Raw genomic sequence first — 25,943 nt, forward strand, 5'->3', positions numbered from 1 at the left:
GCCACGGGACCGCGCCCGGCGGAGTCAGAACGACGCAGCCATCTTCATATCCGGCTTTTCGGCCCACCTGGCCAGCGCTTCGGCCATCCGTTCGCTTTCGCCGATCGCCCGCGTCCAGTCGCGGATGCGGGCGGCATGGTCCTGGCCGTAATGCTTGAAGTCGTTACGGTCCGGCAGCTTGCGGTTCGGCAGCCGGGCCACGAACGATGGCGAAGGGGAGACCAGGATCACGTTGTCGAGGGCGAGGTCGCCGGACTGCGCGCGGGCGCGGCGCCATGGCAGCGACTTGTCGAGCCAGCCGGGCACGATGTAGTCGCTGAAGTGCGGATACAGCACCAGGCCTGGGTCGCGCTGGTACGGCAGGTGCAGGTGGTAGTCGACCAGGCCGCCGTCCCAGTAGGTGCCGGGCGGCGCGCCGGGAATATCGCGCACGGCTTCGAGCACGAGGGGAATCGAGCCCGAGGCCAGCAGCGCGGCGCGCAGGTTGGCGGCGCCAAGGCCGACAAAGTGCGACGTGAACGCATCGAAGCGTTCGCGCAGCCAGGCGCCATCGTCGCGTGCATCGTGGAACAGCACGCGCTCCATGCCGCGCGCCAGCTGGCTGCGCGACACGGCATTGCCGGCCGCGGCGCGGAGGAAACCGGCCAGTTCGCGCCAGCGCACGCCGGCGGTGCCGGCCAGCGGCCCGATGCCGCGCGCGGTAATCACGGTCAGGCGATGGTGCGGGTGAGCGAGCACCTCGTCGCCATGTCCGCCCAGTACTTCCTCCAGCAGGCCGCGCACCGTGCGCGAGACATGGGCGGCGTCCACTTTGGCGGGATAGGTCTGGTGCGTGTAATGGTAAGCCAGCCGCTTGTGCGCGGCCACCGGATCGGCGAATGCCATCGCGGCCATCCGCCAGGCGCCGATCGATGCGCCGATCAGCCGCCGCTCGCGTGGCGCGCGGGGCAGCCAGTCGCCGGACAGCCAGGTGTCGATGCCGTTCAGGATCAGGCCTTTCGGCCCGCCCGCCGCGGCGGGGATGATGGCGATGTCGGCGGGTTGCAGGCCTTCGGCGGTGATGCGCCGGCGGGCACGGGCGCCGAGGCGGATGATGATGGGTGAGTCCATGTTGAGATAAAGGAAAACCGGTGACAGGCTCCTATTATCAGGAAATATTGCAAGGAAACCGGTGACAGGCTCCTATTATCAGGAAATATTGCAAAAGAATCGGAGCCTGTCACCGGTTTTGAGGAGTCATGTTCCCTGAGCCCAGTCCTTCGCCACCGCTACCGGGGCAACGAATGTTCCCAAATAATTGGAGCCTGTCACCGGTTTTCGGGGTGCGGAAGTGTCGTTAACGCAGCCCGCCTCCCAGCGCCCGATACAGGTCGATGGCGCTGGTGGTGCGCAGCAGCCGCGCCTGTACCAGCTCCTGCTCGGCCGAAAACAGTTCGCGCTGGGCGTCGAGCACGTCCAGCGAACTGGCCACGCCGTTCTCGAAGCGCAGCGTGAGCAGCCGCAGCCGCTCGGCCTGGGCATCCTGGATGGCCCGCTGGGCGGCCACCTGGTCGCCCAGGTAGCTGCGCGCGGCCAGCGCATCGGCCACTTCGCGGAACGCGGCCTGGATCGTGCGTTCGTAGTCGGCCACGGCGATGTTCCTGCGCACCTCCGAGAGTGTCAGGTTGGCGCGGTTGCGGCCGGCGTCGAAGATCGGCAGGGTCAGCTGCGGCACGAACGACCAGGTGTCGTTGCCGCCGTCGAACAGCTGCGAGAATTCCGGGCTGGCGCTGCCGATCGCCGCCGTCAGCGAAATGCGCGGGAAGAACGCGGCGCGCGCCGCACCGATGTTGGCATTGGCCGCGACCAGCCGCTGCTCGGCGGCGCGGATGTCCGGCCGGCGCGTGATCAGGTCGGACGGCAGGCCGGCCGGCACGGCGCTCATCGCATCGATCTGCGCATCGTCGGCCATCGGCGCGGCAGCATTGGCCGATGCATCGGCCGGCTGCACCTGCGGCGCGCCTACCAGCAAGGCCAGCGCGTTGGCGGCCTGTGCCCGCTGCCGGGCCAGCGCCAGCGCCGCCGCGCGCGCCGTTTCCATCAGCGTTTCGTTGGAGCGCAGGTCGAGCAGCGACGAGGCACCGGCATCGAGCCTTTGCTGCGTCAGCTCGAAGGTGCGGCGGCGCGCCTCGTACGTGCGCTGCGCCAGCGCCAGTTGCTCGGCGAAGGCCCGCTCCGTGAAATACGCCTTGGCCACTTCGGCCGCAAGGCTGATCTGCGCCGCCTGCCGCGCCTCGTCGGTGGCCAGATACGTGGCCAGCGCCGCTTCCGACAGGCTGCGCACGCGGCCAAAGAAATCCAGTTCGAACGACGATAAAGACAGGCCGGCATCGAAGCGCTCGCCGATCGATGGCTGGCCGGTGGCGGGGTTCAGGAATCCCGGCGTGCGCGCCCGCGTGCCGGACAGCGCGGCATTCACGTTCGGCAGCCGGTCGGCCCGCGTCACGCGGTAGGCGGCGCGCGCTTCCTCGATGCGCAGCGCGGCCGTGCGCAGGTCGCGGTTGTTGTCCAGCGCCGTGGCGATCAGCGCCTGCAGCCGCCCGTCGGGGAAGAATTCGCGCCAGCCCGTATCGACGGCGCTCTTCGCATCGGCCGTGGCCGGCGGCGCACCCTTGCCATCCGCGACGGCCGGCGAAGCTGGGAAATCGGCGGCAACCGGCGCGGCCGGGCGCTCGTACTTCGGCGCCAGCGAACACGCCGGCAACAGGGTTGACAATGCGCCGGCGGCCAGCAGGGCCCCGGCGGTGCGGGTCGGGAACAGCTTCATTGCTTGGTCTCCGGCAGGTCCATTTCATGCGCGGCGAGGCGGCGCTGCCGCTCGCTGCCCTTGAAGATGCGGCGAATCACGACGAAGAAGACGGGAACCAGGAACACCGCCAGCACGGTGGCCGTGATCATGCCGCCCATCACCCCGGTGCCGATGGCCCGCTGGCTGGCCGAACCGGCGCCGCTGGCCACCACCAGCGGCAGCACGCCCAGGATGAACGCCAGCGACGTCATGATGATCGGCCGGAAGCGCAGGTGCACCGCCTCCAGCGTGGCCTCGGTCAGTCCCATGCCCTGCGCCTGCAGGTCCTTGGCGAATTCGATGATCAGGATGGCGTTCTTCGCCGACAGCCCGATGATGGCGATCAGGCCCACCTTGAAGTACACGTCGTTCGGCAGGTCGCGCAGGTGGGCGCCGAGCAGCGCGCCCAGCACGCCCAGCGGCACCACCAGCAGCACGGCGATCGGGATCGATTCGCTTTCGTACAGCGCCGCCAGCACGAGGAAGGCGGCCAGCAGCGACAGCGCGAACAGCATCGGCGCCTGCGCGCCGGAGGTGCGCTCTTCCAGCGACTGGCCGGTCCAGTCGATGCCGAAGCCGGGCGGCAGCTGCGCGGCCAGCCGTTCCAGCTCAACCATCGCATCGCCGGTGCTGTAGCCCGGCGCGGCATTGCCGGTCAGCTTGATCGCCGGGTAGCCGTTGTAGCGCACCAGCTGCACCGGGCCGTTGATCCAGCGCGTGGTGGCGAAGGCGGAGAAGGGCACCATGTTGCCGCTCGTGCCGGAACGCACGTTCAGGCGCAGGATGTCTTCCGGCTGCATGCGCCGGTTCTGCTCGGCCTGCACGATCACGCGCTGCTGGCGGTTGTTGCTGTTGAAGTCATTCACGTACGACGAACCCAGCCCGGCGGACAGCGTGGTGTTGATGTCGGCGAACGAAAGGCCCAGCGCCTGCGCCTTCTCGCGGTCGATGTCCACCTGCAGCTGCGGCGCGTCTTCCAGCCCCTCCGGCCGCACGCCGCTGAGCACCTTGCTCTTGCCGGCCATGTCCAGCAGCTGGTTGCGGGCATTCATCAGCGCTTCATGGCCCAGCGAGCTGCGGTCCTGCAGCCGCGCGGTGATGCCGGTGGCGTTGCCCAGTTCGCGGATCGGCGGCGGCGAAAGCGGGAACACGATCGCATCGGCGATGCCGGACAGCGCGCCGAATGCGCGCCCGGCCAGCGCATCGGCCGACTGGTCCTTGCCCCGCTCGCTCCAGTCCTTCAGCGGCACGAACACCAGGCCGGCGTTCTGGCCGTTGCCCGAGAATGAAAAGCCGGCCACCGCGATGGTGCGCGCCACTTCCGGCTGCTGGCGGAAATACGCATCCACTTTCGCCAGCACCGCGTCGGTACGCGAGCGCGAGGCGCCCGGCGGCAGCTGCACGTTGGTGATGATGTAGCCCTGGTCTTCGTTCGGCAGGAACGACGACGGCAGCCGTACGTACAGCCATGCCACCAGTGCCAGCAGCAAGGCGAAGACCAGCATCCAGCGCCCGGTGCTGGCGATGATCTTCGCCACCATGCCCTGGTAGCCCGTCGCGGTTTTCGCGAACGTGCGGTTGAACCAGCCGAAGAAGCCGCGCTTTTCCACGTGGTGGCCTTTCTCGACGGGTTTCAGCATCGTGGCGCACAGCGCCGGCGTCAAGGTCAGCGCCATCAGCGCCGAGAACGCCATCGCGGCCACCATCGACAGCGAGAACTGCCGGTAGATGGCGCCCACCGCGCCACCGAAGAAGGCCATCGGCACGAATACGGCGATCAGCACCAGCGTGATGCCGATGATCGCGCCGGTGATCTGCGTCATCGCCTTGCGCGTGGCCTCGCGGGGCGACAGGCCTTCCTCGCTCATGATGCGTTCGACGTTTTCGACCACCACGATGGCATCGTCGACCAGGATGCCGATCGCCAGCACCATGCCGAACATGGTCAGCACGTTGATCGAGAAGCCGGCCATCTGCATCACGGCAAAGGTGCCCATCAGCGCGACCGGCACCACGATGGTGGGGATGATCGTGTAGCGGAAATTCTGCAGGAACACGTACATCACGATGAACACCAGCAGCACCGCCTCCAGCAGCGTCTTGACCACTTCCTCGATCGAGATGCGCACGAAGGTCGACGTGTCGTAGGGCACCGTGTATTTCAGGCCGGGCGGGAAGAATTTCTGCAGCTCCTCCATCTTGGCCTTCACCAGGTCCGCCGTGGCCAGCGCGTTGCCGGTCAGCGACTGCTGCACGGCGATGGCCACGAACGGCTGGCCATTCAGGCGCGCGCTGATGTTGTAGCTGGAACCGCCCAGTTCCAGGCGAGCCACGTCGCCCAGGCGCACCGTCGAGCCGTCCGGATTGGCGCGCAGCACCACCCTGGAAAACTGCTCGATCGACGTCAGCTGGCCTGTCACCACCACCGGCGCCTGGTACGTCTGCGTGGTCGGATTCGGCAGGTCGCCGATCGTGCCGGACGTGACCTGCGCATTCTGCGCGCGGATCGCCGCCGTCACGTCGCCCATGTTCAGCTTGAAACCGGTGAGCTTGTTCGGATCGACCCACACGCGCAGCGCGCGCTCGGAACCGAACAGCTGGGCCTGGCCCACGCCGGGAATTCGCTTGATCTCGTTGACGACGTTGCGCGCCATGTAGTCGCCGATCGCATTCGGGTCCATGCGCCCGTCGGTCGAGTACACGCCGACGAACATCAGGATGTTCGAGCGCGACTTGTTGACCTGCACGCCCTGCTGCGTGACGGCCTGCGGCAGGCGCGATTCCACCCGCTTGATGCGGTTCTGCACGTCGACCGCGGCGATGTCCGGATCGGTGCCGGGCAGGAACGTGACGGTGATCGTCACGCCGCCGGCGGCGTTGCTCTCCGATTCCACGTACTGCAAGCCTTCGGCGCCGTTCATTTCCTGCTCGATCACGCTGGTCACGGCATCGTCGAGCACCTGGGCGGTGGCGCCAGGGTAGTTCGCCGTGACCACGATCGACGGCGGCGCGATGGTGGGGTACTGGGCGATCGGCAGCACCGTGATGGCCAGCGCGCCGCCCAGCAGGATGAACAGTGCGATCACCCATGCGAACACGGGCCGGTCGATGAAGAAGCGTGGCATCTACGCCCCCTTGGCGGCCGGTGCCGGTTGCGAACCTCCCTGCGCCGGCTGCCATGCCTGCGGCGTGACGGGCGAGCCGGGCTTGGCCTTCTGGAAGCCTTCGACGATGATCCGTTCGCCGCCCTTCAGGCCTTCGCTGACGACCCACTTGTTGCCCACCGATGCCTCGGCCTTCACCGGCTGGGCGATCACCTTGTTGTCCGCTCCCACGATCATCACCGAAGCGCCTTCCGCGCCGCGCACGATGGCCTGCTGCGGCACCGTGATCGCGGCTTCGTCGATGCCCTGTTCGAGGCGGGCGCGCACGTACATGCCCGGCAACAGCGTGCGTTTCGGATTCGGGAACTGGGCCCGCAGCGACACCGTGCCGGTGCTTTCGTCCACCGAGGCGTCCGAGAACAGCAGCTTGCCGGCCGCCTGGTACTGTTCGCCCGTTTCCAGCATCAGGGTCACGCGCGCCGCTTCGCTGCCCACGCTTTTCAGGCGGCCGCTGGCCAGCGCCTGGCGCAGCTGCTGCAGCTCCGTGGCCGATTGCGTCACCGTCACGTAGATCGGATCGAGCTGTTGCACCAGGGCCATCGGCGTCGCTTCGCCCTGGCCGACCAGCGCGCCCTCGGTCACCAGCGCGCGGCCCACCCGGCCGGCGATCGGCGCCGTCACTGTCGCGTAGCCGAGGGTCAGGCCGGCGGTCTGGCGCGCGGCCTTCGCGGTGGCCAGGTCGGCGGCGGCCTGCTTCTGCGCCGTCACCGCGTCGTCGTATTCCTGCTGGCTCACCGCCTGGGCGGCCAGCAGCGGCTTGTAGCGTTTTTCACGCAGGTTGGCCTGTGCCAGGTTGGCCTCGGCCTTCTGCACGGCCGCCTCGGCACTGGCGAAGCCGGCCCGGAATTCGGCCGGATCGATGCGGAACAGCACCTGGCCGGCCTTCACGTCCGAACCTTCCTCGAATGCGCGTTTCAGCACGATGCCCGGCGTGCGCGCCCGCACCTGCGCCACCCGGAACGCTTCCACGCGGCCCGGAAGCTCATCCGTGACAGGCACGGCGGCCGGCGATACGGTGATCACCGATACGGTGGGCGGCGGCGGGGCGGGGGGAGCTGCTTCCTCCTTGCCGCAGGCGGCAAGCAATGACAGCGACAGGACAGCGACAGCGACAGGCGTGCAACGTGCGACATGAATCATGGATGATGTCTCGCGAAAGAACGGCAGGGCGGCGGAACTGCGGAAGAGTGCGATAGTTATTTTATAACAGCCAAGATAACGTTTTCGTATAAGACGATAAAAAGAAAGGGAGCCGAAGCTCCCTTTCTTTTTGCAAGTTGGCTGCTGATGAGCGACGTTGTCGCGTCCGCGGCCCGATGCGGCTCAGCGCATGCCGGCGATGATCTGTTTCAGCTTGCCCGAGTCGGCACAGAAGGCGCGGATGCCTTCGGCCAGCTTCTCGGTGGCCATCGCATCTTCGTTCAGCATGAAGCGGAAGGTTTTCTCGTCGACGGAGATCTTCGCCATCGCGCCGGCGCTGTCGGCGGTCAGCTTGCGCTCGACCGGGTCGTTCGAGTCGGCCAGCTTCTGCAGCAGGTCCGGGCTGATCGTCAGCAGGTCGCAGCCGGCCAGTTCCAGGATCTGGCTGGTATTGCGGAAGCTGGCGCCCATCACTTCGGTTTCGTAGCCGAACTTGCGGAAGTAGTTGTAGATCTTCTTCACCGATTGCACGCCCGGATCTTCCGCGCCCTCGTATTCGATGCCGGTCTGCTTCTTGTACCAGTCATAGATGCGGCCGACGAACGGCGAGATCAGCTGCACGCCCGCTTCGGCGCAGGCAATCGCCTGGGGCAGCGAGAACAGCAGCGTCAGGTTGGTGTGGATCATTTCCTTTTCCAGGATCTCGGCGGCCTTGATGCCTTCCCAGGTGGAAGCGATCTTGATCAGCACGCGCTCGCGGTCGAAACCGGCGCGCTCGTACAGGTCGATCAGTTCACGGCCCTTGGCCACGTTGGCTTCCACGTCGAACGACAGGCGCGCATCGATCTCGGTGGACACGCGGCCGGAAACGATCTTCAGGATCTCGCCGCCGAAGGCGATCAGCAGCTTGTCGATCACCTCGCCGGTGGAAGCGTGCGGATTGTCGCGCACGGCCTTTTCCAGCAGCGGCTTGTATTCATCCTTCTGCACCGCCTTCAGGATCAGCGAAGGATTGGTGGTGGCGTCGCGCGGCGTATAAGCCTTGATCGACTGGAAATCGCCGGTGTCGGCAACGACTTTGGTGTACTGCTTGAGCTGTTCGAGTTGATTCATGACTGGGCCAGGCGATGGGGGAAAAGCGCAATTGTACCGAATCGCGCCGCTACAAATACGCAGGCATGGGCTGTGGGCTGCGGAATCCCTGCTTCCCCCTGCCGCGCCGCCGGGTTTTGGAAACATTCCGACAACTCGGGTATCCTTGCGCCACTCTGCAGAGGCTCGTCCACCATGAAACACATCGCAGTCATCGGCGCCGGGGTTACCGGTGTCACCACGGCTTACGCGCTGGCGCGGCGTGGCTTTTCGGTCACAGTCATCGAGCGGCATCGCTACCCGGCGATGGAGACGTCGTATGCGAACGGCGGCCAGTTGTCGGCCTCGCATGCGGAGGTCTGGAACCACCCGTCCACCCTGCGCAAGGGACTGAAGTGGATGACGCAGCCGGATGCGCCGCTGCTGCTGCACCCGGCGCCGACCTGGCACAAGATGTCGTGGCTGGCGAAATTCGTGGCGGCGATGCCGCGCTACCGCGACAACACAGTGGCGCTGGCGCGCCTGGCCGTTGCGGCGCGCGAGCACCTGTTCGCGTGGGCGGCGGACGAAGGCATCGACTTCGACCTGCGCCGCGAAGGCATTCTTCATCTCTACCGCGACAAGGCCGGCTTCGACCATGCGCAGCAGGTTTCCCGCTTGCTGGCGCAAGCGGGGCTGGTCCGGCAGGCGGTGACGCCGTCGGAAATGCGCGCCATCGAACCCGCACTGGCCGGGAACTACTACGGCGGCTGCTACACCGACAGCGACAGCAGCGGCGACATCCACCGCTTCACCACCGGGCTGGCCGCCGCGTGCGAGCGCCTCGGCGTTCGACTGCTGTGCGGACGCGAGGTGCTGGCGCTGGCAGGGCAGGGCGACGGGGTTTCGCTCACGCTGCGCCACGAAGCGGACACCGATACGCAGCGCTTCGACGGCATCGTGATCTGCGCCGGCACGGCCAGCCGCGCGCTGGGCCGGATGGCCGGCGACCGGATCGACGTCTATCCCGTCAAGGGTTACTCGATCACCGTGCACCTGGCCGACGCGGCCAGCCGGGCCGCCGCGCCGACTGTCAGCCTGGTCGACGATGCGCCGAAGCTGGTGGCCAGCCGGTTCGGCGCCGACCGCTTCCGCGTGGCCGGCACCGCGGAATTCGCCGGCTTCGACCGCGACATCCGCCACGACCGCATCCGCCCGCTGGTGGACTGGGTCCACCGCGAGTTCCCCGGCGTGCGCACGGCGGACGTGAAGCCATGGGCCGGGCTGCGGCCGATGATGCCGGACCTGCTGCCGAAGGTGGGACGAGGGAAGGCGCCGGGGGTGTTCTACAACACGGGCCACGGCCACCTCGGCTGGACGCTGGCGGCCGCCACGGCGGAACAGGTGGCGCGGCAGGTGGAAGACGCCATGCACCCGGGCGCGGCACGTTCTCCGCTGGCGGCCTGAAGCAGGCTAAGCCGCAGGCGCGTGGCACACCACGCAGATCTTGTTGCCGTCCGGATCCCGGAAATACGCGCCGTAGTAGTGCGCATGGTATTCGGGCCGCAGGCCCGGCACACCAGCGCACGTGCCGCCGCGTGCCAGTGCTTCGGCATGGGCCTGCCGGACGGTTTCCCGGTCGGCGGCCATGAAGGCCACCATCTGCCCGTTGCCAGCTTCATGCGCCCGGCCGTCCTGCGGAGCGCCGATCAGGAACAGGGGGCGGGCATCGTCGCTGGAGCTCTGCCATCCGGCCCAGGGGCGGGTGCGGTCGCAGAAGCGCTGTTCGATACCGAGGGTGCGCATCAGCGGCTCGTAGAACGCCAGGGCGTGGTCGAAATCGGTGACGCCGACAAAGACATGGGAGAACATCGTGCAGGAACCTCGCAGGTGGATGGGTGGCCGATCTTGGCACGGATGCGTTGCCGTAACAATATCGGTTTGCGAAATCAGCGCTCGGCCGACTACGCGGGCGGTGCCGCCAGATGGGCATCGATGCCGGAAACGCCGGGCGCCACCCGGTCGGCCAGCACGTGGCCGTCCGGATAGTCTCCGCCGTTTTGCGGGCGGAACGGTATCGGCTGTTCGGTGAACAGGTGCCGCATCCGGCTTGCCAGTCCCGCTTCGGCACGTTCTATGTCGCCGGCGCTCATGCGCGCCGCGCTGTATACCGCGTGCGTGGGCAGCACGTCCATCCCGGCGAAGAACAGCGTGCCGTGGGTGACGGGGAACAGCAGCTGTTCCAGCGGGCCATTGATGCCACGCCCCGAATAATCCTCCTGCGGCCCGCCGACGGCCACCGACAGCATCGCCCGTTTGCCCGCCAGTCCGCCGGCGCCGTAGCGGTACCGGTTCCCCGCATCGCGGTAGCCATACGCGAGTCCATAGGCAAAGACCCGGTCGAACCAGCCTTTCAGGATGGCGGGCATGCCGAACCACCACAACGGGAACTGGAAGATGACCGCGTCTGCGGCCAGCAACTTTTCCTGTTCGGATTGCACGTCGGGCGTCTGCCTGCCGCTGGCATAGGCGTGACCGGATTCGGCGATGAAGGAAAGGCGTGTCCGGTCCAGCCTCTGCGGGAAATCCTGTTCGTCGAAAACCGCCTTCCATCGCATGGCATACAGGTCGGACAGCATTACCTCATGGCCCTGCGCGGCAAGGCTTGCCGTGGCCGCCGCCAGCAACCGGCTGCTCAGTGAAGCCGGCTCGGGATGCGCGTGCACCAGTAGTACTTTCTTTGACATGTCCGTTCTCGCGGGAGTTGGTCGATGCGGCATCTTGCATCGCGCCGCCGCCCTTGTGAACTGCAGGAAAGTTTTGCGGTACTATCCAAAAAATGAATACCAGCCGGATGGACTTCAACCTGCTCGTGACCCTCGAGGCGCTGCTGGCCGAGCGGAACGTCAGCCGTGCGGCGCAGCGGCTGCACATCAGCCAGCCGGCGCTGAGTTCGCGGCTGAACCGCCTGCGCGCGCTGTTCGGCGACGAGCTGTTCATTCCCGGGCACCGGGGCATGATGCCGACTGCCATGGCGCTCGAACTGGAGGAACCGCTGAGGGCGGCACTGGACCAGCTCAGGGGAGTCGTGGCGGCAGCGCGCGCGTTCGATCCTTCGCGCGACCGGCTCGTGGTCAATATTGCCGCTTCGGACTACATGCAGGCCGCCGTCCTGCTCGACTTCATGCTGGCGCTGCGGCAGGAGGCGCCCGGCGTCCGGATCGCGCTGCGGCACATCGATCCGGCCCGGCTCGGCGAGCAGATGGAGCAGGGCGCGGTGGACCTGGCATTCCTGACGCCTGACCTGGTGGCGGAAACGCTGCGGTTCCGCCCATTGCTTGCCGAACGCTATGCGCTGGTCGTACGGAAAGGGCACCCTGCCGCGCGGCGCGGCATCAGCAGCCAGGCCTTCTCGGAACTCGACCATGTGATCGTCTCGCCGCGCGGGGGCGGTTTCTCGACGGCGGCGGACGACGTGCTCGAATCGATGCACCTCAAGCGCAATGTCGCGATGTCGGCGTCATCGTTCCTGTTCGTGCTCGATGCGGTGCGGCGCTCCGATCTCGCGGCGCTGGTGCCGGCGCGGCTGTTGCGGAACCGGACGGGCGGGCTGCGCGTGCTGGAGCCGCCGATCCCGGTACCCGGTTTCGCCGTGTCGATGGTGTGGCACGACAGGGCTCACCGCGATCTGGCGCAGCGCTGGCTGCGCCAGCGCTTGATCGACCATGTGGCGGCAGGCGAGGGGCAGGCAGGTGCGCCTGCCTGATGCCGGGGATGCGAGGCCGGTCCGCGCTCAGCCGATGAACGAATCGAACTGCACCTCGAACTCCTGCAGCGCCTTCTGCGCGTTCTGCATCTTGCGGCGGAATTCCGGGCCGCGCTGCAGCGCCAGCCCCACGGCCAGCACGTCGATGACGACGAGGTAGGCCAGCCGCGCCGAGATCGGCGTGTACGGATCGGTATTGAAGATCAGGTCGATCGGGATCAGCACCGTGCCCAGGTCGGCCAGCGGCGTGCCCGATGGCGCCAGCACGATCACGTCGGCGCCGCCGTCGCGCGCCAGTTGCGCCGAGCGCACCAGGGCCGGGCTGTTACCGCGCTGCGAGATGGCCACCAGCGCGTCGCCCTTGCGCAGCAGCGCCGCGGCGATGTTGTGGATGGCCGGATCGGAATACGCGACGGTGGGCACGCCGGAGCGGAAGAACTTGTGCTGCGCGTCGGCCGCCACGATGCCGGACGTGCCCTGGCCGTAGAACTCGATCTTGTTGGCCAGCGACAGGATGTCCAGCGCGCGCTGCACCGGTTCGTGGTGCAGGTTGTTGCGCAGGTCGAGCAGCGTGTTGATCGAGCGGCTGCAGATCTTGTTGATCAGGTCCGCGGCGAGATCGTCCTGCGACGGTGCCTCGTTCAGGCCGGGCAGCGCGACGGCCAGGCCCTGCGCCAGTTTCAGCTTGAACTCGTGCCAGCCGTCGTAGCCCAGCGTGCGGCAAAACCGCACCACGGTAGGCTCGGACACCTGGGCGCTTTTCGCCAGCGCCGTGATGTTCGAGCTCACCGTGCGGGAGGGATTGTCGAGCACGGCCAGTGCCACCTTGCGCTCGGACTTGGACAGCGAATCGAGCTGGGTGCGGATGGAGTCAAGCAGCATCTTTGATCAATCTTCTGGATTAGTCTTCTGGAAGCGCTTCTTCGCGCCACTGCAGCCCGTCGCGGCCGATCAGCGCGGACGAGGCGGCCGGCCCCCACGTGCCCGACGAATACGGCAGCGGCGCCGTGTCGTCCTGCTCCCAGTTGGTCAGGATCGGTTCGACCCATTCCCAGGCCGCTTCCAGCTCGTCGCCGCGCATGAACAGCGTGAGCTGGCCACGCAGCACGTCGAGCAGCAGGCGTTCGTAGGCATCCATGCGCGGCGCCTTGAACGATTCGCGGAAATCCAGTTCCAGCTCGGCCGGCTTCAGGCGCATGCCTTCGCCCGGCGTCTTCGCCATCAGGTTCATGCGCAGGCCTTCGTCCGGCTGCAGGCGGATCACCAGCGAATTGGGCTGGAAGCTCGACGTCGGCTGCTGGAAGATCGAATGGGGGATCTGCTTGAAGCGCACCACGATCTCGGCCAGGCCGTCGGCCATGCGCTTGCCGGTGCGCAGGTAGAACGGCACGCCGGCCCAGCGCCACGTATCGATTTCCGCCTTCATCGCCACGAACGTCTCGGTGCGCGATTGCTGCGGCGCATCCGGCTCGTCGCGGTAGCTCGGCACCGGCTGGCCGTCGACGTGGCCGGCACGGTACTGGCCGCGCACGATGTTCTGCGCCAGCGTGGTCGGCGTGAAGCGCTTCAGCGAGCGCAGCACCTGCAGCTTGGCGTCGCGCACGGCGTCCGGCGAGGTCGATGCCGGCGGTTCCATCGCCACGATGCACAGCAGTTGCAGCAGGTGGTTCTGCAGCATGTCGCGCAGCGCGCCCGAGGTGTCGTAGTAGCCGATCCGGTTGCCCACGCCCAGTTTCTCGGCGATGGTGATCTGCACGTCCGAGATCCATTCGCGGCGCCACAGCGGTTCGAACAGGATGTTGCCGAAGCGCAGCGCCAGCAGGTTCTGCACGGTTTCCTTGCCCAGGTAGTGGTCGATCCGGTAGATCTGCGATTCCTCGAATACCTCGCCCACTTCGCGGTTGATCTGCTTGGCCGAGGCCAGGTCGCGGCCCAGCGGCTTTTCCAGCACCACGCGCGAACTCGGCGTGACCAGGCCGTTTTCCTTCAGGTTGTCGCAGATCTGCGCGAACAGCGCCGGCGGCGTGGCCAGGTAATACACGCGGGTCAGGCCCGCGTCGCTGCGCAGCGCGTCGGCCAGGCCGCGGTAGCTGGAAGGGTCGGCGGCGTCCACGGCCACGTACACGATACGCCTGGTGAATTTTTCCCAGTTCTCGGCGGTGACCTTCGGGTTCTTGATGTGCGGACGCGACGTGGTGTTGACCATGTCGATGAATTCTTCCGTGGTGTTCTCGTGCCGGCCGACGCAGACGATGCGCGCGGTGGGCGGCAGGTCGCCGCAGACGTCCCGCGAGAACATCGCGGGCAGCAGCTTGCGCATCGCGAGGTCGCCGCTGCCGCCGAACAGAACCAGGTCAAAATCGGAAAGTGCCATGATGGGTGTCTTGTAGAGATCGTAAAAACCGCGGCGAAGGATGCCCGCAGTGAAACCTTACTACTAAAAAAGCAATTTTTGGCGAAAATATACTACAAATTCGCCAAGCATGCAGCGAGATGCGGTGGCTGGAAGCGGCAGTTGCAAGGTGCCGCTGGAGCGACGGATCGCGCTCCAGCGCCCCCTTGTTAGGGCTGGTAGGCCGGCTGTACCAGCCCCGCTACCGGCACGCGCACGGCAAGCACGCGGCCGGACAGCGGGTATTGTTCCAGCTCCGCGGCCGGGCGCTTGCCCGCCGTGGTGATGTACAGCGTGCGCAGGTCGTCGCCGCCGAACGCCACCATCGTGGGGCAGCGTACCGGCAGCGCGATCACGTCGAGCTCGTCGCCGGACGGCGACAGCTTGACGATCCGGCCGCCTTCGAACATCGCCACCCAGTAATTGCCTTCGCTGTCGACGGCGGCGCCGTCCGGGCGGCCGCCATAGCCATGCTCCTTGTCCATCGAGAACTGGCGCATCTCGCGCTGGTTCGACACCGCGCCGGTAGCGACGTCGAAGTCGTAGCGGGTGATGCGGTGCGACGTGGTGTCGGCGTGGTACATCGTGCGGTTGTCCGGGCTGAACCCCAGGCCGTTCGAGTTGGTCATGCCGCCGGACCAGGCCAGGCGTACCTGTCCCTTTTCCAGCACGAACATCTCGGCGGCCGGCCGGTCGCGCGGTTCGTAGATCGTGCCGACCCAGAAGCGCCCCGCCGCGTCGGGCTTGCCGTCGTTGAAGCGGGCCTTGCTGCGGTCGAACGGAGCCGGCGCGATCTCGACGATTGCGCCGGTCGCGGTGTCGAGGTGGACGAAGCCGTTGCGGGTGGCCACCACCAGGCCGCCGCCGGCATGCGCCGCCAGCGACGACGGCTCGCTCGTCATGATCCACGACGTATGGGCACCGCTGGCGCTGGCGCTGCCGTTGCCCGCATCGCTGCCCGCATCGCTGCCGACCTGCAGCCGGTGCACGGCCAGGCCATCGATGTCGACCCAGTACAGGGCCTTTTCCTGCGGCAGCCACAGCGGGCCTTCGCCAACCTGCATCGCGCCATCGAAGGCGACAGTCACATCGTGCTTGCTCATTCGATCTTCGCTCCCTTGGCCATCACGATCAGGCCATTGGTGGAACTGTCGTGCGCGTCCGGGTCCACGGCGCCTTCCAGCTCGGCCTGGATCTTCCTGGCCAGCACCTTGCCCAGTTCCACGCCCCACTGGTCGAAGCTGGCGATATCCCACAGCACGCCCTGCACGAACGTCTTGTGCTCGTACAGCGCGATCAGCGCGCCCAGCGTGGCCGGCGTCAGGTGTTCCATCAGGATCGTGTTCGACGGGCGGTTGCCGGGGAAGGTGCGGTGCGGTACCAGCTCGTCGATCTTCGCTTCCGGCAGGCCTTGCGCTGCCAGCTCGGCGCGCACCTCGTCGGCTGTCTTGCCCTTCATGAACGCCTCGGACTGCGCGAAGCAGTTCGCCAGCAGCGCATCGTGGTGGCCGGCCAGGTCGTGCGTGGGCAGCAGCGCGGCGATGAAGTCGATCGGCACGATGTCGGTGCCCTGGTGCAGCAGCTGGAAGTAGGCATGCTGCGCATTGGTGCCGCATTCGCCCCACACGACCGGGCAGGTGGCGGTATCGACCGGCTGGCCGCCCTTGGTGACGCGCTTGCCGTTGCTTTCCATGTCGAGCTGCTGCAGGTAGGCAGGGAAGCGGCTCAGGTCCTGGTGGTACGGCGCGATCGACAGCGACGCGGCACCGATGAACTCGCGGTTCCAGAAGCCGAGGAGCGCCAGCAGCACCGGCATGTTCTGCTCCAGCGGCGCGGTGCGGAAATGCTCGTCCATCTCGTGCGCCCCGGCCAGGAACGTCTCGAAGTAGCCGAAGCCCACGGCCAGCGCGACGGACAGGCCGATCGCCGACCATACCGAATAGCGCCCGCCGACCCAGTCCCAGAACGGGAACATGTTATCCGGGTCGATGCCGAATTTCGTGACCGCTTCCGTGTTGGTGGACACCGCCACGAAATGGCGCGCCAGGTCTTCTTCCTTGCCTTCGCACAGGAACCAGCGGCGCGCAGTCTGCGCGTTCAGCATCGTCTCGGCGGTGGTGAAGGTCTTCGAGGCCACGATGAACAGCGTGGTCTCGTGGTTCAGGTTGGTCAGCACCGCATCCATGTCATGGCCGTCCACGTTCGACACGAAGTGCATGTTCAGGCGCGGATGCGCGTACGAGCGCAGCGCCAGCACCGCCATCTTCGGGCCCAGGTCGGAGCCGCCGATGCCGATGTTGACGATGTCGGTGATCGGCTTGCCGCTGTAGCCCAGCCAGTTGCCATTGCGGACCCGGTCGGTGAAGGTGCGGATACGGTCGAGCACCGCATGCACGTCGGCGTTGATGTCCTGGCCATCGACGACGAGCTGCTTTCCGCGCGGCATACGCAGGGCGGTATGCAGTACGCTGCGTTGTTCGGTAAGATTGATTTTCTCGCCAGCGAACATGGCGTCGCGCTGGCTTTCCACGCCGCGCTCGCGCGCCAGGTCGACCAGCAATTCGACAGTGCGCTGGGAAATGCGGTTCTTCGAATAGTCGAGGAACAGGCCGGCGGCATCGACGGTCAGCGCGGGGAAACGCTGCGGCTCGGCGGCGAACAAATCGCGCAGATGCCATTGTTTTGCATCGGCGGCGTGGGATTGCAGGGCCTGGTAGGCGGCGGTGGTGGTAAGCAGTGGCTGGCGCATGAGACTTCTGTGTCAGTTTTGGATAGATGAACTATACAGGAAATGCCGGTAACTTCACTACGGATAACCTTCAAATGCGCTAAAAATGTTTGTTTTTATGCTCCGGATGCCGATCGGTTTCCGGCAGCCGCGGCGCTCGCGGAGCGAGTTAAAACCGCGCCAGGCAGCACGCCTTTTCCCTTCTGTAGTAAAATTTCGGGAATTCATCGATAAGGAAGCATAATGGCCTTGCACCCAGTCCTCGAACAAGTCACTGAGCGGATCATCAAGCGCAGCCGCGCATCGCGCGGCGCTTACCTGGCGCATCTCGAAGCGGCCCGCATCAACGGGCGTCCGCAGCGCGGTTCGCTGTCCTGCACCAACCTCGCCCATGGTTTCGCCGCTTTTCCGGCCAACGACAAGCTGGTCCTGAAAGAGGTCAAGAAGGCCTCCGTGGCGATCGTATCGTCGTACAACGACATGCTGTCGGCGCACCAGCCGTTCGAATACTTCCCGAAGGTGATCAAGGAAGCCGTGCGCGAAGCGGGCGCGGTGGCGCAGTTCGCCGGCGGCGTGCCGGCGATGTGCGATGGGGTGACGCAAGGCCAGCCGGGCATGGAGCTGTCGCTGTTCTCGCGCGACACCATCGCGATGAGTACCGCGATCGCGCTGTCGCACAATATGTTCGATGCCGCGTTGTACCTGGGGATCTGCGACAAGATCGTGCCGGGCCTGCTGATCGGTGCGCTGCACTTCGGCCACGTGCCGGCCATCTTCGTGCCGGGCGGCCCGATGACTTCCGGCCTGTCGAACAAGGAAAAGGCGGCCATCCGCCAGCGCTACGCGCAAGGCAAGGCAACCCGCGAGGAATTGCTGGAAGGCGAAGCGAAGTCGTACCACGGTTCCGGTACCTGTACCTTCTACGGCACCGCGAACAGCAACCAGATGCTGATGGAAGTGATGGGCCTGCACCTGCCGGGCGCCGCCTTCATCACGCCGTTCACGGAGCTGCGCGACGAACTGACGGCGGCCGCCGCCCGGCGCGCCACGCAGATCACGGACCTGGGCAACGAGTACATCCCGGTCGGCCACGTGGTCGATGAAAAGTCGATCGTCAACGCGATCGTGGCGCTGCTCACCACTGGCGGCTCCACCAACCACACGCTGCACCTGCCGGCCATCGCGCGCGCGGCCGGCATCCTGATCGACTGGGACGACTTCAACGATCTCTCCGCCGTGGTGCCGCTGCTGGCGCGCATCTACCCGAACGGCGATGCGGACGTGAACCACTTCCACGCCGCCGGCGGCACCGGCTTCGTGATCCGCGAGCTGCTCGATGCGGGCCTGCTGCACGACGACGTGACCACCATCCTCGGCAAGGGCCTGCGCCAGCACTGCAAGGAACCGTTCCTGGGCGAAGGCGGCAAGGGCGTGGTCTTCAAGGATTCGCCGGCCGTCTCCGGCGACGACAATGTGCTGCGCACCGCGGACGCCCCGTTCTCGAAGGATGGCGGCATGGTGAAAGTCGAGGGCAACCTGGGCCGCGCGATCATGAAGGTGTCGGCCGTGAAGGTCGAGCACCGTACCGTCGAAGCGCCGGCACTGGTGTTCAACTCGCAGGAAGATTTCATGGCCGACTACAAGGCCGGCAAGCTCGATCGCGATTTCGTCGCCGTGCTGCGCTTCCAGGGCCCGCGCGCCAACGGCATGCCGGAGCTGCACGCGCTGACCCCGGCGCTGGCGAACCTGCAGGATGCCGGCCGCAAGGTGGCGCTGGTGACCGACGGCCGCATGTCGGGCGCGTCCGGCAAGGTGCCGGCAGCGATCCACGTGTCCCCCGAAGTGCTGGCTGGCGGTGCGCTGGGCCTGGTGCGCGACGGCGACATCATCCGCGTCGACGCCGCCACCGGCACGCTGGAAGCCAAGGTGGATTCGTCGGTCTGGCACAGCCGCGCGCTGGCCCAGGCCGACCTGACGCCGAGCCACATCGGCATGGGCCGCGAACTGTTCGCCATGTTCCGCAACAGCGTCACCGCGGCGGAAGAAGGCGCGGCAACGTTCCCGCTGCCGTCGCCGATCGATACCACCGTCGAATTGCACGGCGGTGACAACGTGGGCAATACCGTGCCCGGTTCCGATGAAGATTTCCTCGTAAAGAAAGCGCCATGACCATGAACCTGCTCGACATTATGCGTACCTCGGCCGTGATCCCCGTGATCGCGATCGACGATCCCGACCACGCCGTGCCGCTTGCCAAGGCCCTTGTCGCCGGCGGCATCCGCGTGCTGGAAGTCACGCTGCGCACGCAGCACGGCCTGGCCGCGATCCGCGCCATGAGCGAAGTGGAAGGCGCGATCGTCGGCGTCGGCACGCTGACGCAGCCGGAGGAATTCGCCGCCGCGCGCGACGCCGGCGCCGTGTTCGGCGTGTCGCCGGGGCTGACCGATGCGCTGATCGGCGCGGCGAAATCGTCCGGCCTGCCGCTGCTGCCGGGCGTGATGACGCCGTCCGAAGTGATGAAGGCGCGCGAACAGGGATTCAAGCAGTTGAAGCTGTTCCCGGCGGTGCCGGCGGGCGGCGTGGGCATGCTGAACGGTATCGGCGGCCCGCTGCCGGACATCACGTTCTGCCCGACCGGCGGCATCTCGCAGGAGAATGCGCCGGCCTTCCTGGCGCTGAAGAACGTGGCCTGCGTGGGCGGTTCCTGGCTGACGCCGAAGGATGCGATGAAGGCCGGCGACTGGGCCCACATCACTGCACTGGCCAAGGCGGCCAGCGCACTGCGCGGCTGACGCGGCGGTACAACGACAGCAGTTCAACCGCACTGATCCAGGCAGTTGAAGACGGCGCCCCAGGGCGCCGTTTTCTTTCTGAACGGCATTCTTTGCGCTAGCGCAAAATCAAGCCCGCCCTGGTTCTTACACGTCAGAAACTAATTCCGCTGGGCATCTTAGTCCCGGCGGCTGCCCGCCCCCGCAGCTTCGACAATGCTTCGCCGACATGGGGCCCGTTTCTGGACAAGGACCTTTCATGCAGGCGATTCGCCACTTCCATCGGGGTACGCCCGGGCCATTCGTGCTGGCTCTTGCGCTGGCGCTGGCCATCGGCCAGGCGCATGGCGCGGTTGCCGCGCCGCCCGCCCGCAGCTGTCCCGGCATCCAGGCTTGTTCCGCTGCGGCCGGTGCGGCCGGCAACGGTGCCGCGCTCCACCTGGTGCAGCAGCGTCGCAGGGCGCCAGCCGTGCCGGAGCCGGGAAGCTGGGCAACGCTGGTGTGCGGGTGCTGCCTGGTCCTGGTGGCCGCGCGGCGCCCGGCCGCGGCGGGCGACCGGCGGTTCGCGGAAGGGGAGGGCATATCGCCCGGCCGCGTGAACTTCACCGTGTTCGCCGGGGAATTCGCATAAGGCGCTTACGCCATGGGGCGGTAACGCCAACGGTTTGCCGGGGGAACAAGGCGAGCGCTAGAATCGAATCCCAGCCGTTCACCGAGGAGTCTCCATGACCGAAGCCCGCGACCTGCCGAATCCTGCCTTCACTCCGGGCGGCATTCCCGCTCCCGGCTGGCGTTCCAGTACCGCGTTGCTGGTAGCCGCCGTGGCGGCCGCCGCGCTGGCAGTGCTGGCGCTGTTCTTCTGGCGCCAGCAATCGGACCCGGCGTTCGCGCCCGGGGCGCTGGGCGTCCGCTACGGCGTGCAGTTGCAGAACGGGCAGATATTCTACGGCCTGCTGCGCGAAGTGGGGCCGCGCCACCTCCAGCTCGACGACGTGTATTACGTGCAGACCTTCACGGCACCGGACGGCCGCCAGGGCAACCGGGTGGTGAGCCGCCAGAAGAACGACTGGCATGGTCCGCAGTCGATGACGATCCCGCTCGACAAGGTGATGACGATCGAGCAGGTGGGGGGCGCATCGCAGCTGGCGAAGTTGATCGAGCAAGACAAGGCGGCGCGCTGATCTCCGCTGGCAGGAGCGCAAGGTGACTCCTCGTTTGCAAGTCTTATTGTTCAATTGACTATATAAAACGACAATGTAGACTGGCACGGGTCGCTGCCGTGTCCGTCGCGGCGAACCTGCGCCATGGCGCGGCCACCGTGCGGACAGACCTCGTCGAAAGGACAGTCGTGCGCGCTCCTCCCCGTCTCCTTCCCCTCATCCTGGCGCTTGCCGTCAGCCAGGCTTATGCCGCTCCTGTCGTGACCGGGGCCGATGGCACCGATGGCAAGAATGCAACTTCGCCAGGAGCGGCCGGTACCTCGGCTGGCCACGGGCAGGATGCCGCTGCCACCGCCGGTGCGGCCGATTCCGGCGCCGTTGCCACGGGCGGACGCGGCGGCCGTGGCGGCGATGGCGCGGCAGGCGGTCCTGGCCAGGCCGGCGGGAGCGGCGGAAACGGCGGCGACGGCGGCCATGCCACGGCGAGCCATGTCGTGCAGTCGTCGGCCGCGCAACTCGTTGCGTCGGCGCTCGCGGTAGCAGGGAGCGGCGGCGACCGGGGCAATTCCGGCGAAGGCGGTGCCGGCGCCGCGCGGGGACCGGAAGGTCTGGGCGGACGCGGTGGCAACGCCACGGCCAGCGTCACCGCGACGGGCACGGGAACCATCACCGCCACGTCGCGCGCCAGCGGCGGCACCAGCTCCTATCTGGTTCCGATCAGCGCCGGCGAACGCTTCGGCTCGGCGAATGCCAGTGCCACGGTCGATGGCGGCAGCAGCGCGACCGTGAACGCGTCCGCCGACGCGACAGCAGGGGGGCGGGGCGGTGGGCATGCCGCGGCAGCCCTGCAGGCGACCGGCTATCGGCTCGATCTCCGCAGCAACGTAAAGGGGGGCAGCGGTGCGTTGAGCGACGGTCTGACGGGCCTGGGCGGCAACGATGGAGGAAGCGCCACCGGCACGATTAGCGGCACGGCCGGGCTGGGCGGCGCGTCGGCAGTATTGATACTCGAGGGCGGTGCGGGCGGACACGCCGCCAACGGAGCCGATGTCGTCGTGCGTAATCCGTTCGACGTGACCACCACCGGCAGACTGAGCCTGTATCTTTCCGGGAAAGGCGGCGACGCCGGCTGGGCACTGGACACCCCCGGCGCATTGGGTGGACGTGCCGGCAAGGCCGACCTCGAACTGGTGCTCGACGACCGGAGTGCAACGTCGCTCGCCATGCGGGTGGACGCGACAGGCGGCGAAGGTTCCGTTGTCCCGATGACCAGCGGCGGCCAGGCAACCCGTGGCGGCCAGGCGTCGGCAAAAGTGCAAGGTGCCACGAACGGCACCATCGACCTGGTTGCCATCGCCACCGGCGGCCAGGGTGGCCATGCCTACAGCGGCGCGGCCGGTCACGGTGGCGACGCGCTGGCTGCCGCTTCCGGCACCACGCACCTCCCGCCGCGTGGGGGCAGCAGCTATCCGGTCGAGGTGTCGGCCACCGCGGTGGGAGGCGCCGGCGGAATTTCGTGGAGCGACGGCGTGCGTGCCGGCGACGGCGGCGCAGCACAAGCATTCGCCACGATGCATTCCAGGACTACCGGCGCATCCGACGTCACGGAGGCCAAGGCGTTCGCGACCGGCGGTGAGGGAGGCCAGGCCACGACCCTGGGTGGCATCGCCGGCAACGGCGGGGCGGCGCGCCTGGTCGACAGCGTCGGCGGCTCCTCGGGAAGCAGGCTGGAGTTGTGGCAGGAAGCGCGTGGCGGCGCCGGCGGCCTCCACACGGGCGGGGGGATCGGCGGCAGCGGCGGCGCCGCGTTGTCGCAACTGACGCTGGCCGATGCCGGCACGCCTTCCCTGACCGTTTACACGGTGGCATACGGCGGCGACGGCGTGGGCGGCAGCGGTGGCGATGCCCAGGCCCTCCTCGATCTGGCATCGACCAGGGCTGGCGCGACCGTCCAGGGATATGCGAGCGCAGAGGGCGGCAATGGGTCGGCACTGTCGCCGGCCGGGGAAGCGCTGGCGCGTTCGACCGTGCGCGCCGCGGGCGACGCTCACAGCACGTCGACCGCGCGAGCGGGGTGGTCCTCGAGCCCGGGTTCAGTACTGTCTGCGACGGCGTTCTCCCGTGCCGAAGCCGGCGGGGCCGCGACGGCTTCGGCCGAGGCCGATGCTTTAACGGCACAGGTCAATCCCGGCATTGCGCGGGTGCGCGCCGAGTCCGTCTCCACCGGCGGGGCGAGCACGGCATCCGCAATCGGGCGTGGCCGCATCGTCGATGTCTCTGCGCAGTCGCAGGCAACGGGCAGCGCGGCCAGCCGCGCCACCGTGACTGTGGACGCGGGTGACGCGACGGCGCTGGCCACCAGTATCTCCACCGGGCCGGGCATGCGGGTGGAGACCACGGCCGGCGGCAAGTTCGCTGCGGTCCGATACCTGGGGTTCGATGCCAGGACCAGCATCGGCAGCACCGTCCCTGGCCAGCCCTACTACACCGGTTCCTTCGCCAACGCGCTGCCGCGCGGCACCGTGATTCCCGCCAGCGCACCCGCCGTTGCCGCCGCGCTGGAGGGCCAGCGGATCGCCGCGATCGGACGGATGCTCGGCGTCGCCTATGACACTGCGGAGGACGAGCACCACTTGACGACGGCCAGCTTCCGCTTCGACACGGCGGCCCCCGGCGCGCTCACGCTGGGCCTGCTCGATTTCCGCAGTGCCGGCATCGGCTTCACGGAACTCGAGCTGAGCGTCAGCAACCATGGCAGCGAACTGTTCTCGTGGACGTTCGACAGCCTGTCTGCCGCCCAGGCCTTCTTCCGCGACAACGTGCTCGACCTGGGCATGCTCGGCGCGGGCAGCCAGGACATCCTGATCGCCGCCGATTTCTCCTTCGACGGCCAGGGCAGGTTCGACTTCGACTACGTGCTGGGCGCCCAGGGCCTGGCGCCGGTGCCGGAACCGCAGGTGTGGATGCTGATGCTGCTGGGGTTGACGGTGGTGCTGGTGCGGGGCCGGGCACGGCGTCGCTGATCCCGGTTGCAGCCTGGCACCGTCACGGCGCAGTCACTGCGCCGGACGGTCCTGCTCCCGGCAGGGTGTTCGCTGCAGTGCCTTTTTCTTCCACGCCCGGTGTACAGTAAAAATGTGGCTTTTGATTACATTTTTAACATAATTTATTGATAATAACTCCCTGTTGATTATATGATAATGCGCGCCGCCGAGGCGGCCAGCCGCGCGCCGGCCCGGCGCGCTCCATAACTCACTTCAGGGAAAACAATGAAAAAAAATCTCATCGCACTGGCAGTGTTTGCGGCATTCGCTTCCGGCTCGGCCGGCGCCGATACCTTGCTGTCCGGCTTTGGCGGCGACCGCGACTTCGGTACCCGCATCATGCAACCGAACGACGACGGTTCGTCCAGCGCACTGACGCTGCCGTTCCAGATCAATTTCTTCGGCAATGCCTACAGCAACTACTGGGTCAACAACAACGGCAATATTTCGTTCGATGGCCCGCTGTCCCGGTTCACGCCGTCGCTGTTCCCGATTTCGGACGCCGCGATGATCGCCCCGTTCTGGGCCGACGTGGACACCCGCAACCAGACCGACAACCTGCCGGTCCCGTTCATGAATAACGTCTACCTGGCCAATCCGGACAGCAGGACCGTCGTCGTCACCTGGGATACGGTCGGCTATTACAACCAGCACAACGACAAGCAGAACACCTTCCAGCTCGTGCTGAAGGACCAGTCCGCGACCAGTGGCCGCAGTGGCGACTTCGACATGGAATTCCGCTACGGCCAGCTGCAATGGACGACGGGCGATGCCAGTTCGGGCAGCGGCGGCGTGGGCGGGCAGCCGGCGGTGGCCGGCTGGAACGCCGGTGCCGTGACCAATTCCTACTCGCTGATCGGTTCGGGCACGCAGAACATCACCGGCCTGGTCCATGACAGCAATGTCGGCACGGACGGCGTGTGGCGCTTCCAGGTGCGTTCCGAGGAACTGCCGGGCAGCGCTCCCTATAACCCTATCCTGCCGGGCAATGTCGACGACGGTACCGCCGGATGGGTCTTCGAGAACATCCCGGTGGGCACCGGCACGCCGATCTGGATCGACCCGGTCGTCGCGACCGGCTACGACTATGCCGTCAGCAGCGGTCCGCGGGTCAACGGCGTGACCCTGCTGCCGGGCGTCGGCGATGGCCAGTACGACATCTGGCTGTGGCAGGACGGCGAATGGCAGCTGTTTGCCGCCAATGCCGCGGGCGGCGAGCACATCGAGTTCGGCCAGTCGGTCGACCGCTTCCGCGTGACAGGCATCGAAACGTCCGCCGAAGTGAACCCGCTCAGCCCGGTCGCCTTCTCCACCGGCCTGTGGTTCGACGGTGTCGGCAATGCCACCGTGACGCAGACCGCGCTGACGGTTGAAATTTCGCCGGTACCGGAACCTGCCACGTACGGCATGCTGGGCGCCGGCATGGCGGTACTGGCCATGGCGGCGCGCCGCCGCCGCCGCTGATTTTATTTATCGTTAAAAAACCGGCTTGATAGCCGGTTTTTTTTTGCTGTTTTAAGTGCATGCAAAATAGTGGATTTAATGTCCATTAAATATCCGGCATCGCCGTAATCGCGCGGCGCACCGTTGATTTATTAAAAACTTCAATCCAGACAAGACGTTAGCGCCAATTCATCGGTGTCGGATTTTTGCGACCACTCCTGTTGAATTATCTGGTGCGAGCTTGCGCTGCGGCAATAAACACTGCAATCATATGTCCGTGCAATAGATTTGCACGACATCGAATTACCCGACGCGATAAGCGCAATTCATTTTTCCACCCTTGCCGACGATACGGAGCGACGCGTGATGCGCCAACGCCCCCTGCATACCTGTTTCCCCCTGGCGCTGGCCATCGCGGCCACCTGCGCCATCGTGCC

19 protein-coding genes are annotated in these 25,943 nt (G+C 66.9%); 8 read left to right on the top strand and 11 right to left on the bottom strand.

Annotated elements, in window-relative coordinates; all coding sequences use genetic code 11:
• Positions 1-24: 24 nt before the first annotated feature.
• The 5 genes from FHS02_RS25200 to tal form a co-directional block, all read right to left on the bottom strand.
• Positions 25-1,110, bottom strand: a complete 1,086-nt coding sequence (locus FHS02_RS25200; protein ID WP_137314249.1) for a patatin-like phospholipase family protein — start codon at positions 1,108-1,110, stop codon at positions 25-27.
• A 226-nt stretch (positions 1,111-1,336) separates the two neighbouring features.
• Positions 1,337-2,806 (bottom strand): efflux transporter outer membrane subunit, encoded by a 1,470-nt coding sequence (locus FHS02_RS25205; RefSeq protein WP_137314248.1) that lies wholly within the window; start codon positions 2,804-2,806, stop codon positions 1,337-1,339.
• Complete coding sequence (locus FHS02_RS25210; protein ID WP_137314247.1) at positions 2,803-5,952, bottom strand: efflux RND transporter permease subunit; 3,150 nt, start codon at positions 5,950-5,952, stop codon at positions 2,803-2,805. Before FHS02_RS25210 ends, FHS02_RS25205 begins: the two co-directional genes overlap by 4 nt.
• Positions 5,953-7,131, bottom strand: a complete 1,179-nt coding sequence (locus FHS02_RS25215) for an efflux RND transporter periplasmic adaptor subunit (protein WP_137314246.1) — start codon at positions 7,129-7,131, stop codon at positions 5,953-5,955.
• Positions 7,132-7,314: 183 nt separating this feature from the next.
• Positions 7,315-8,244: a transaldolase gene (gene tal, locus FHS02_RS25220; protein WP_137314245.1), complete on the bottom strand. Its 930-nt coding sequence runs from the start codon at positions 8,242-8,244 to the stop codon at positions 7,315-7,317.
• Between the two features lie 174 nt (positions 8,245-8,418).
• Between tal and FHS02_RS25225 the strand changes: the two genes are divergently transcribed.
• Positions 8,419-9,669: a D-amino acid dehydrogenase gene (locus tag FHS02_RS25225; protein ID WP_137314244.1), complete on the top strand. Its 1,251-nt coding sequence runs from the start codon at positions 8,419-8,421 to the stop codon at positions 9,667-9,669.
• 6 nt (positions 9,670-9,675) lie between these two features.
• On the opposite strand, the gene FHS02_RS25230 is transcribed toward FHS02_RS25225, so the two are convergent.
• Positions 9,676-10,074, bottom strand: coding sequence for a VOC family protein (locus FHS02_RS25230; RefSeq protein WP_137314243.1), 399 nt, complete (start codon positions 10,072-10,074; stop codon positions 9,676-9,678).
• Positions 10,075-10,166: 92 nt separating this feature from the next.
• Entirely contained in the window at positions 10,167-10,949 is a 783-nt protein-coding gene (locus FHS02_RS25235) for an NAD(P)H-dependent oxidoreductase (protein ID WP_137314242.1), read from the bottom strand.
• A gap of 92 nt (positions 10,950-11,041) precedes the next feature.
• On the opposite strand from FHS02_RS25235, the gene FHS02_RS25240 reads away from it, so the two are divergent.
• The gene (locus FHS02_RS25240; protein ID WP_137314241.1) at positions 11,042-11,968 is read left to right on the top strand and encodes a LysR family transcriptional regulator; all 927 of its coding nucleotides are present in this window, start codon (positions 11,042-11,044) and stop codon (positions 11,966-11,968) included.
• Positions 11,969-11,995: 27 nt separating this feature from the next.
• Here the strand turns inward: FHS02_RS25240 and FHS02_RS25245 are convergent, their stop codons facing one another.
• From FHS02_RS25245 to pgi, 4 genes are all read right to left on the bottom strand, one after another.
• Entirely contained in the window at positions 11,996-12,850 is an 855-nt protein-coding gene (locus FHS02_RS25245) for an SIS domain-containing protein (protein ID WP_130187991.1), read from the bottom strand.
• 19 nt (positions 12,851-12,869) lie between these two features.
• Complete coding sequence (gene zwf / locus FHS02_RS25250; RefSeq protein ID WP_137314240.1) at positions 12,870-14,342, bottom strand: glucose-6-phosphate dehydrogenase; 1,473 nt, start codon at positions 14,340-14,342, stop codon at positions 12,870-12,872.
• 188 nt (positions 14,343-14,530) lie between these two features.
• Entirely contained in the window at positions 14,531-15,463 is a 933-nt protein-coding gene (locus FHS02_RS25255) for an SMP-30/gluconolactonase/LRE family protein (protein WP_137314239.1), read from the bottom strand.
• Positions 15,460-17,109 (bottom strand): glucose-6-phosphate isomerase, encoded by a 1,650-nt coding sequence (gene pgi, locus FHS02_RS25260; protein ID WP_137314238.1) that lies wholly within the window; start codon positions 17,107-17,109, stop codon positions 15,460-15,462. The genes FHS02_RS25255 and pgi overlap by 4 nt, the downstream gene beginning before the upstream one ends.
• Before the next feature lie 222 nt (positions 17,110-17,331).
• On the opposite strand from pgi, the gene edd reads away from it, so the two are divergent.
• The 6 genes from edd to FHS02_RS31705 all read left to right on the top strand — a co-directional run bounded on the left by edd (position 17,332) and on the right by FHS02_RS31705 (position 25,527).
• Positions 17,332-19,257 (top strand): phosphogluconate dehydratase, encoded by a 1,926-nt coding sequence (edd, locus tag FHS02_RS25265; protein WP_137314237.1) that lies wholly within the window; start codon positions 17,332-17,334, stop codon positions 19,255-19,257.
• The gene (gene eda / locus FHS02_RS25270; RefSeq protein ID WP_137314236.1) at positions 19,254-19,880 is read left to right on the top strand and encodes a bifunctional 4-hydroxy-2-oxoglutarate aldolase/2-dehydro-3-deoxy-phosphogluconate aldolase; all 627 of its coding nucleotides are present in this window, start codon (positions 19,254-19,256) and stop codon (positions 19,878-19,880) included. Before edd ends, eda begins: the two co-directional genes overlap by 4 nt.
• A gap of 238 nt (positions 19,881-20,118) precedes the next feature.
• Complete coding sequence (locus FHS02_RS25275; RefSeq protein WP_137314235.1) at positions 20,119-20,490, top strand: hypothetical protein; 372 nt, start codon at positions 20,119-20,121, stop codon at positions 20,488-20,490.
• A gap of 94 nt (positions 20,491-20,584) precedes the next feature.
• A complete protein-coding gene (locus FHS02_RS25280) occupies positions 20,585-21,040 on the top strand; it encodes a hypothetical protein (RefSeq protein ID WP_137314234.1) in 456 nt (151 codons plus the stop codon).
• A gap of 98 nt (positions 21,041-21,138) precedes the next feature.
• Complete coding sequence (locus FHS02_RS25285) at positions 21,139-24,042, top strand: hypothetical protein (protein WP_137314233.1); 2,904 nt, start codon at positions 21,139-21,141, stop codon at positions 24,040-24,042.
• 246 nt (positions 24,043-24,288) lie between these two features.
• A complete protein-coding gene (locus FHS02_RS31705; protein ID WP_137314232.1) occupies positions 24,289-25,527 on the top strand; it encodes a nidogen-like domain-containing protein in 1,239 nt (412 codons plus the stop codon).
• Positions 25,528-25,943 lie beyond the last annotated feature (416 nt).

The organism is Pseudoduganella umbonata (genome assembly GCF_014192225.1).
In the GTDB taxonomy this organism is placed as follows: Bacteria; Pseudomonadota; Gammaproteobacteria; order Burkholderiales; family Burkholderiaceae_D; genus Rugamonas; species Rugamonas umbonata.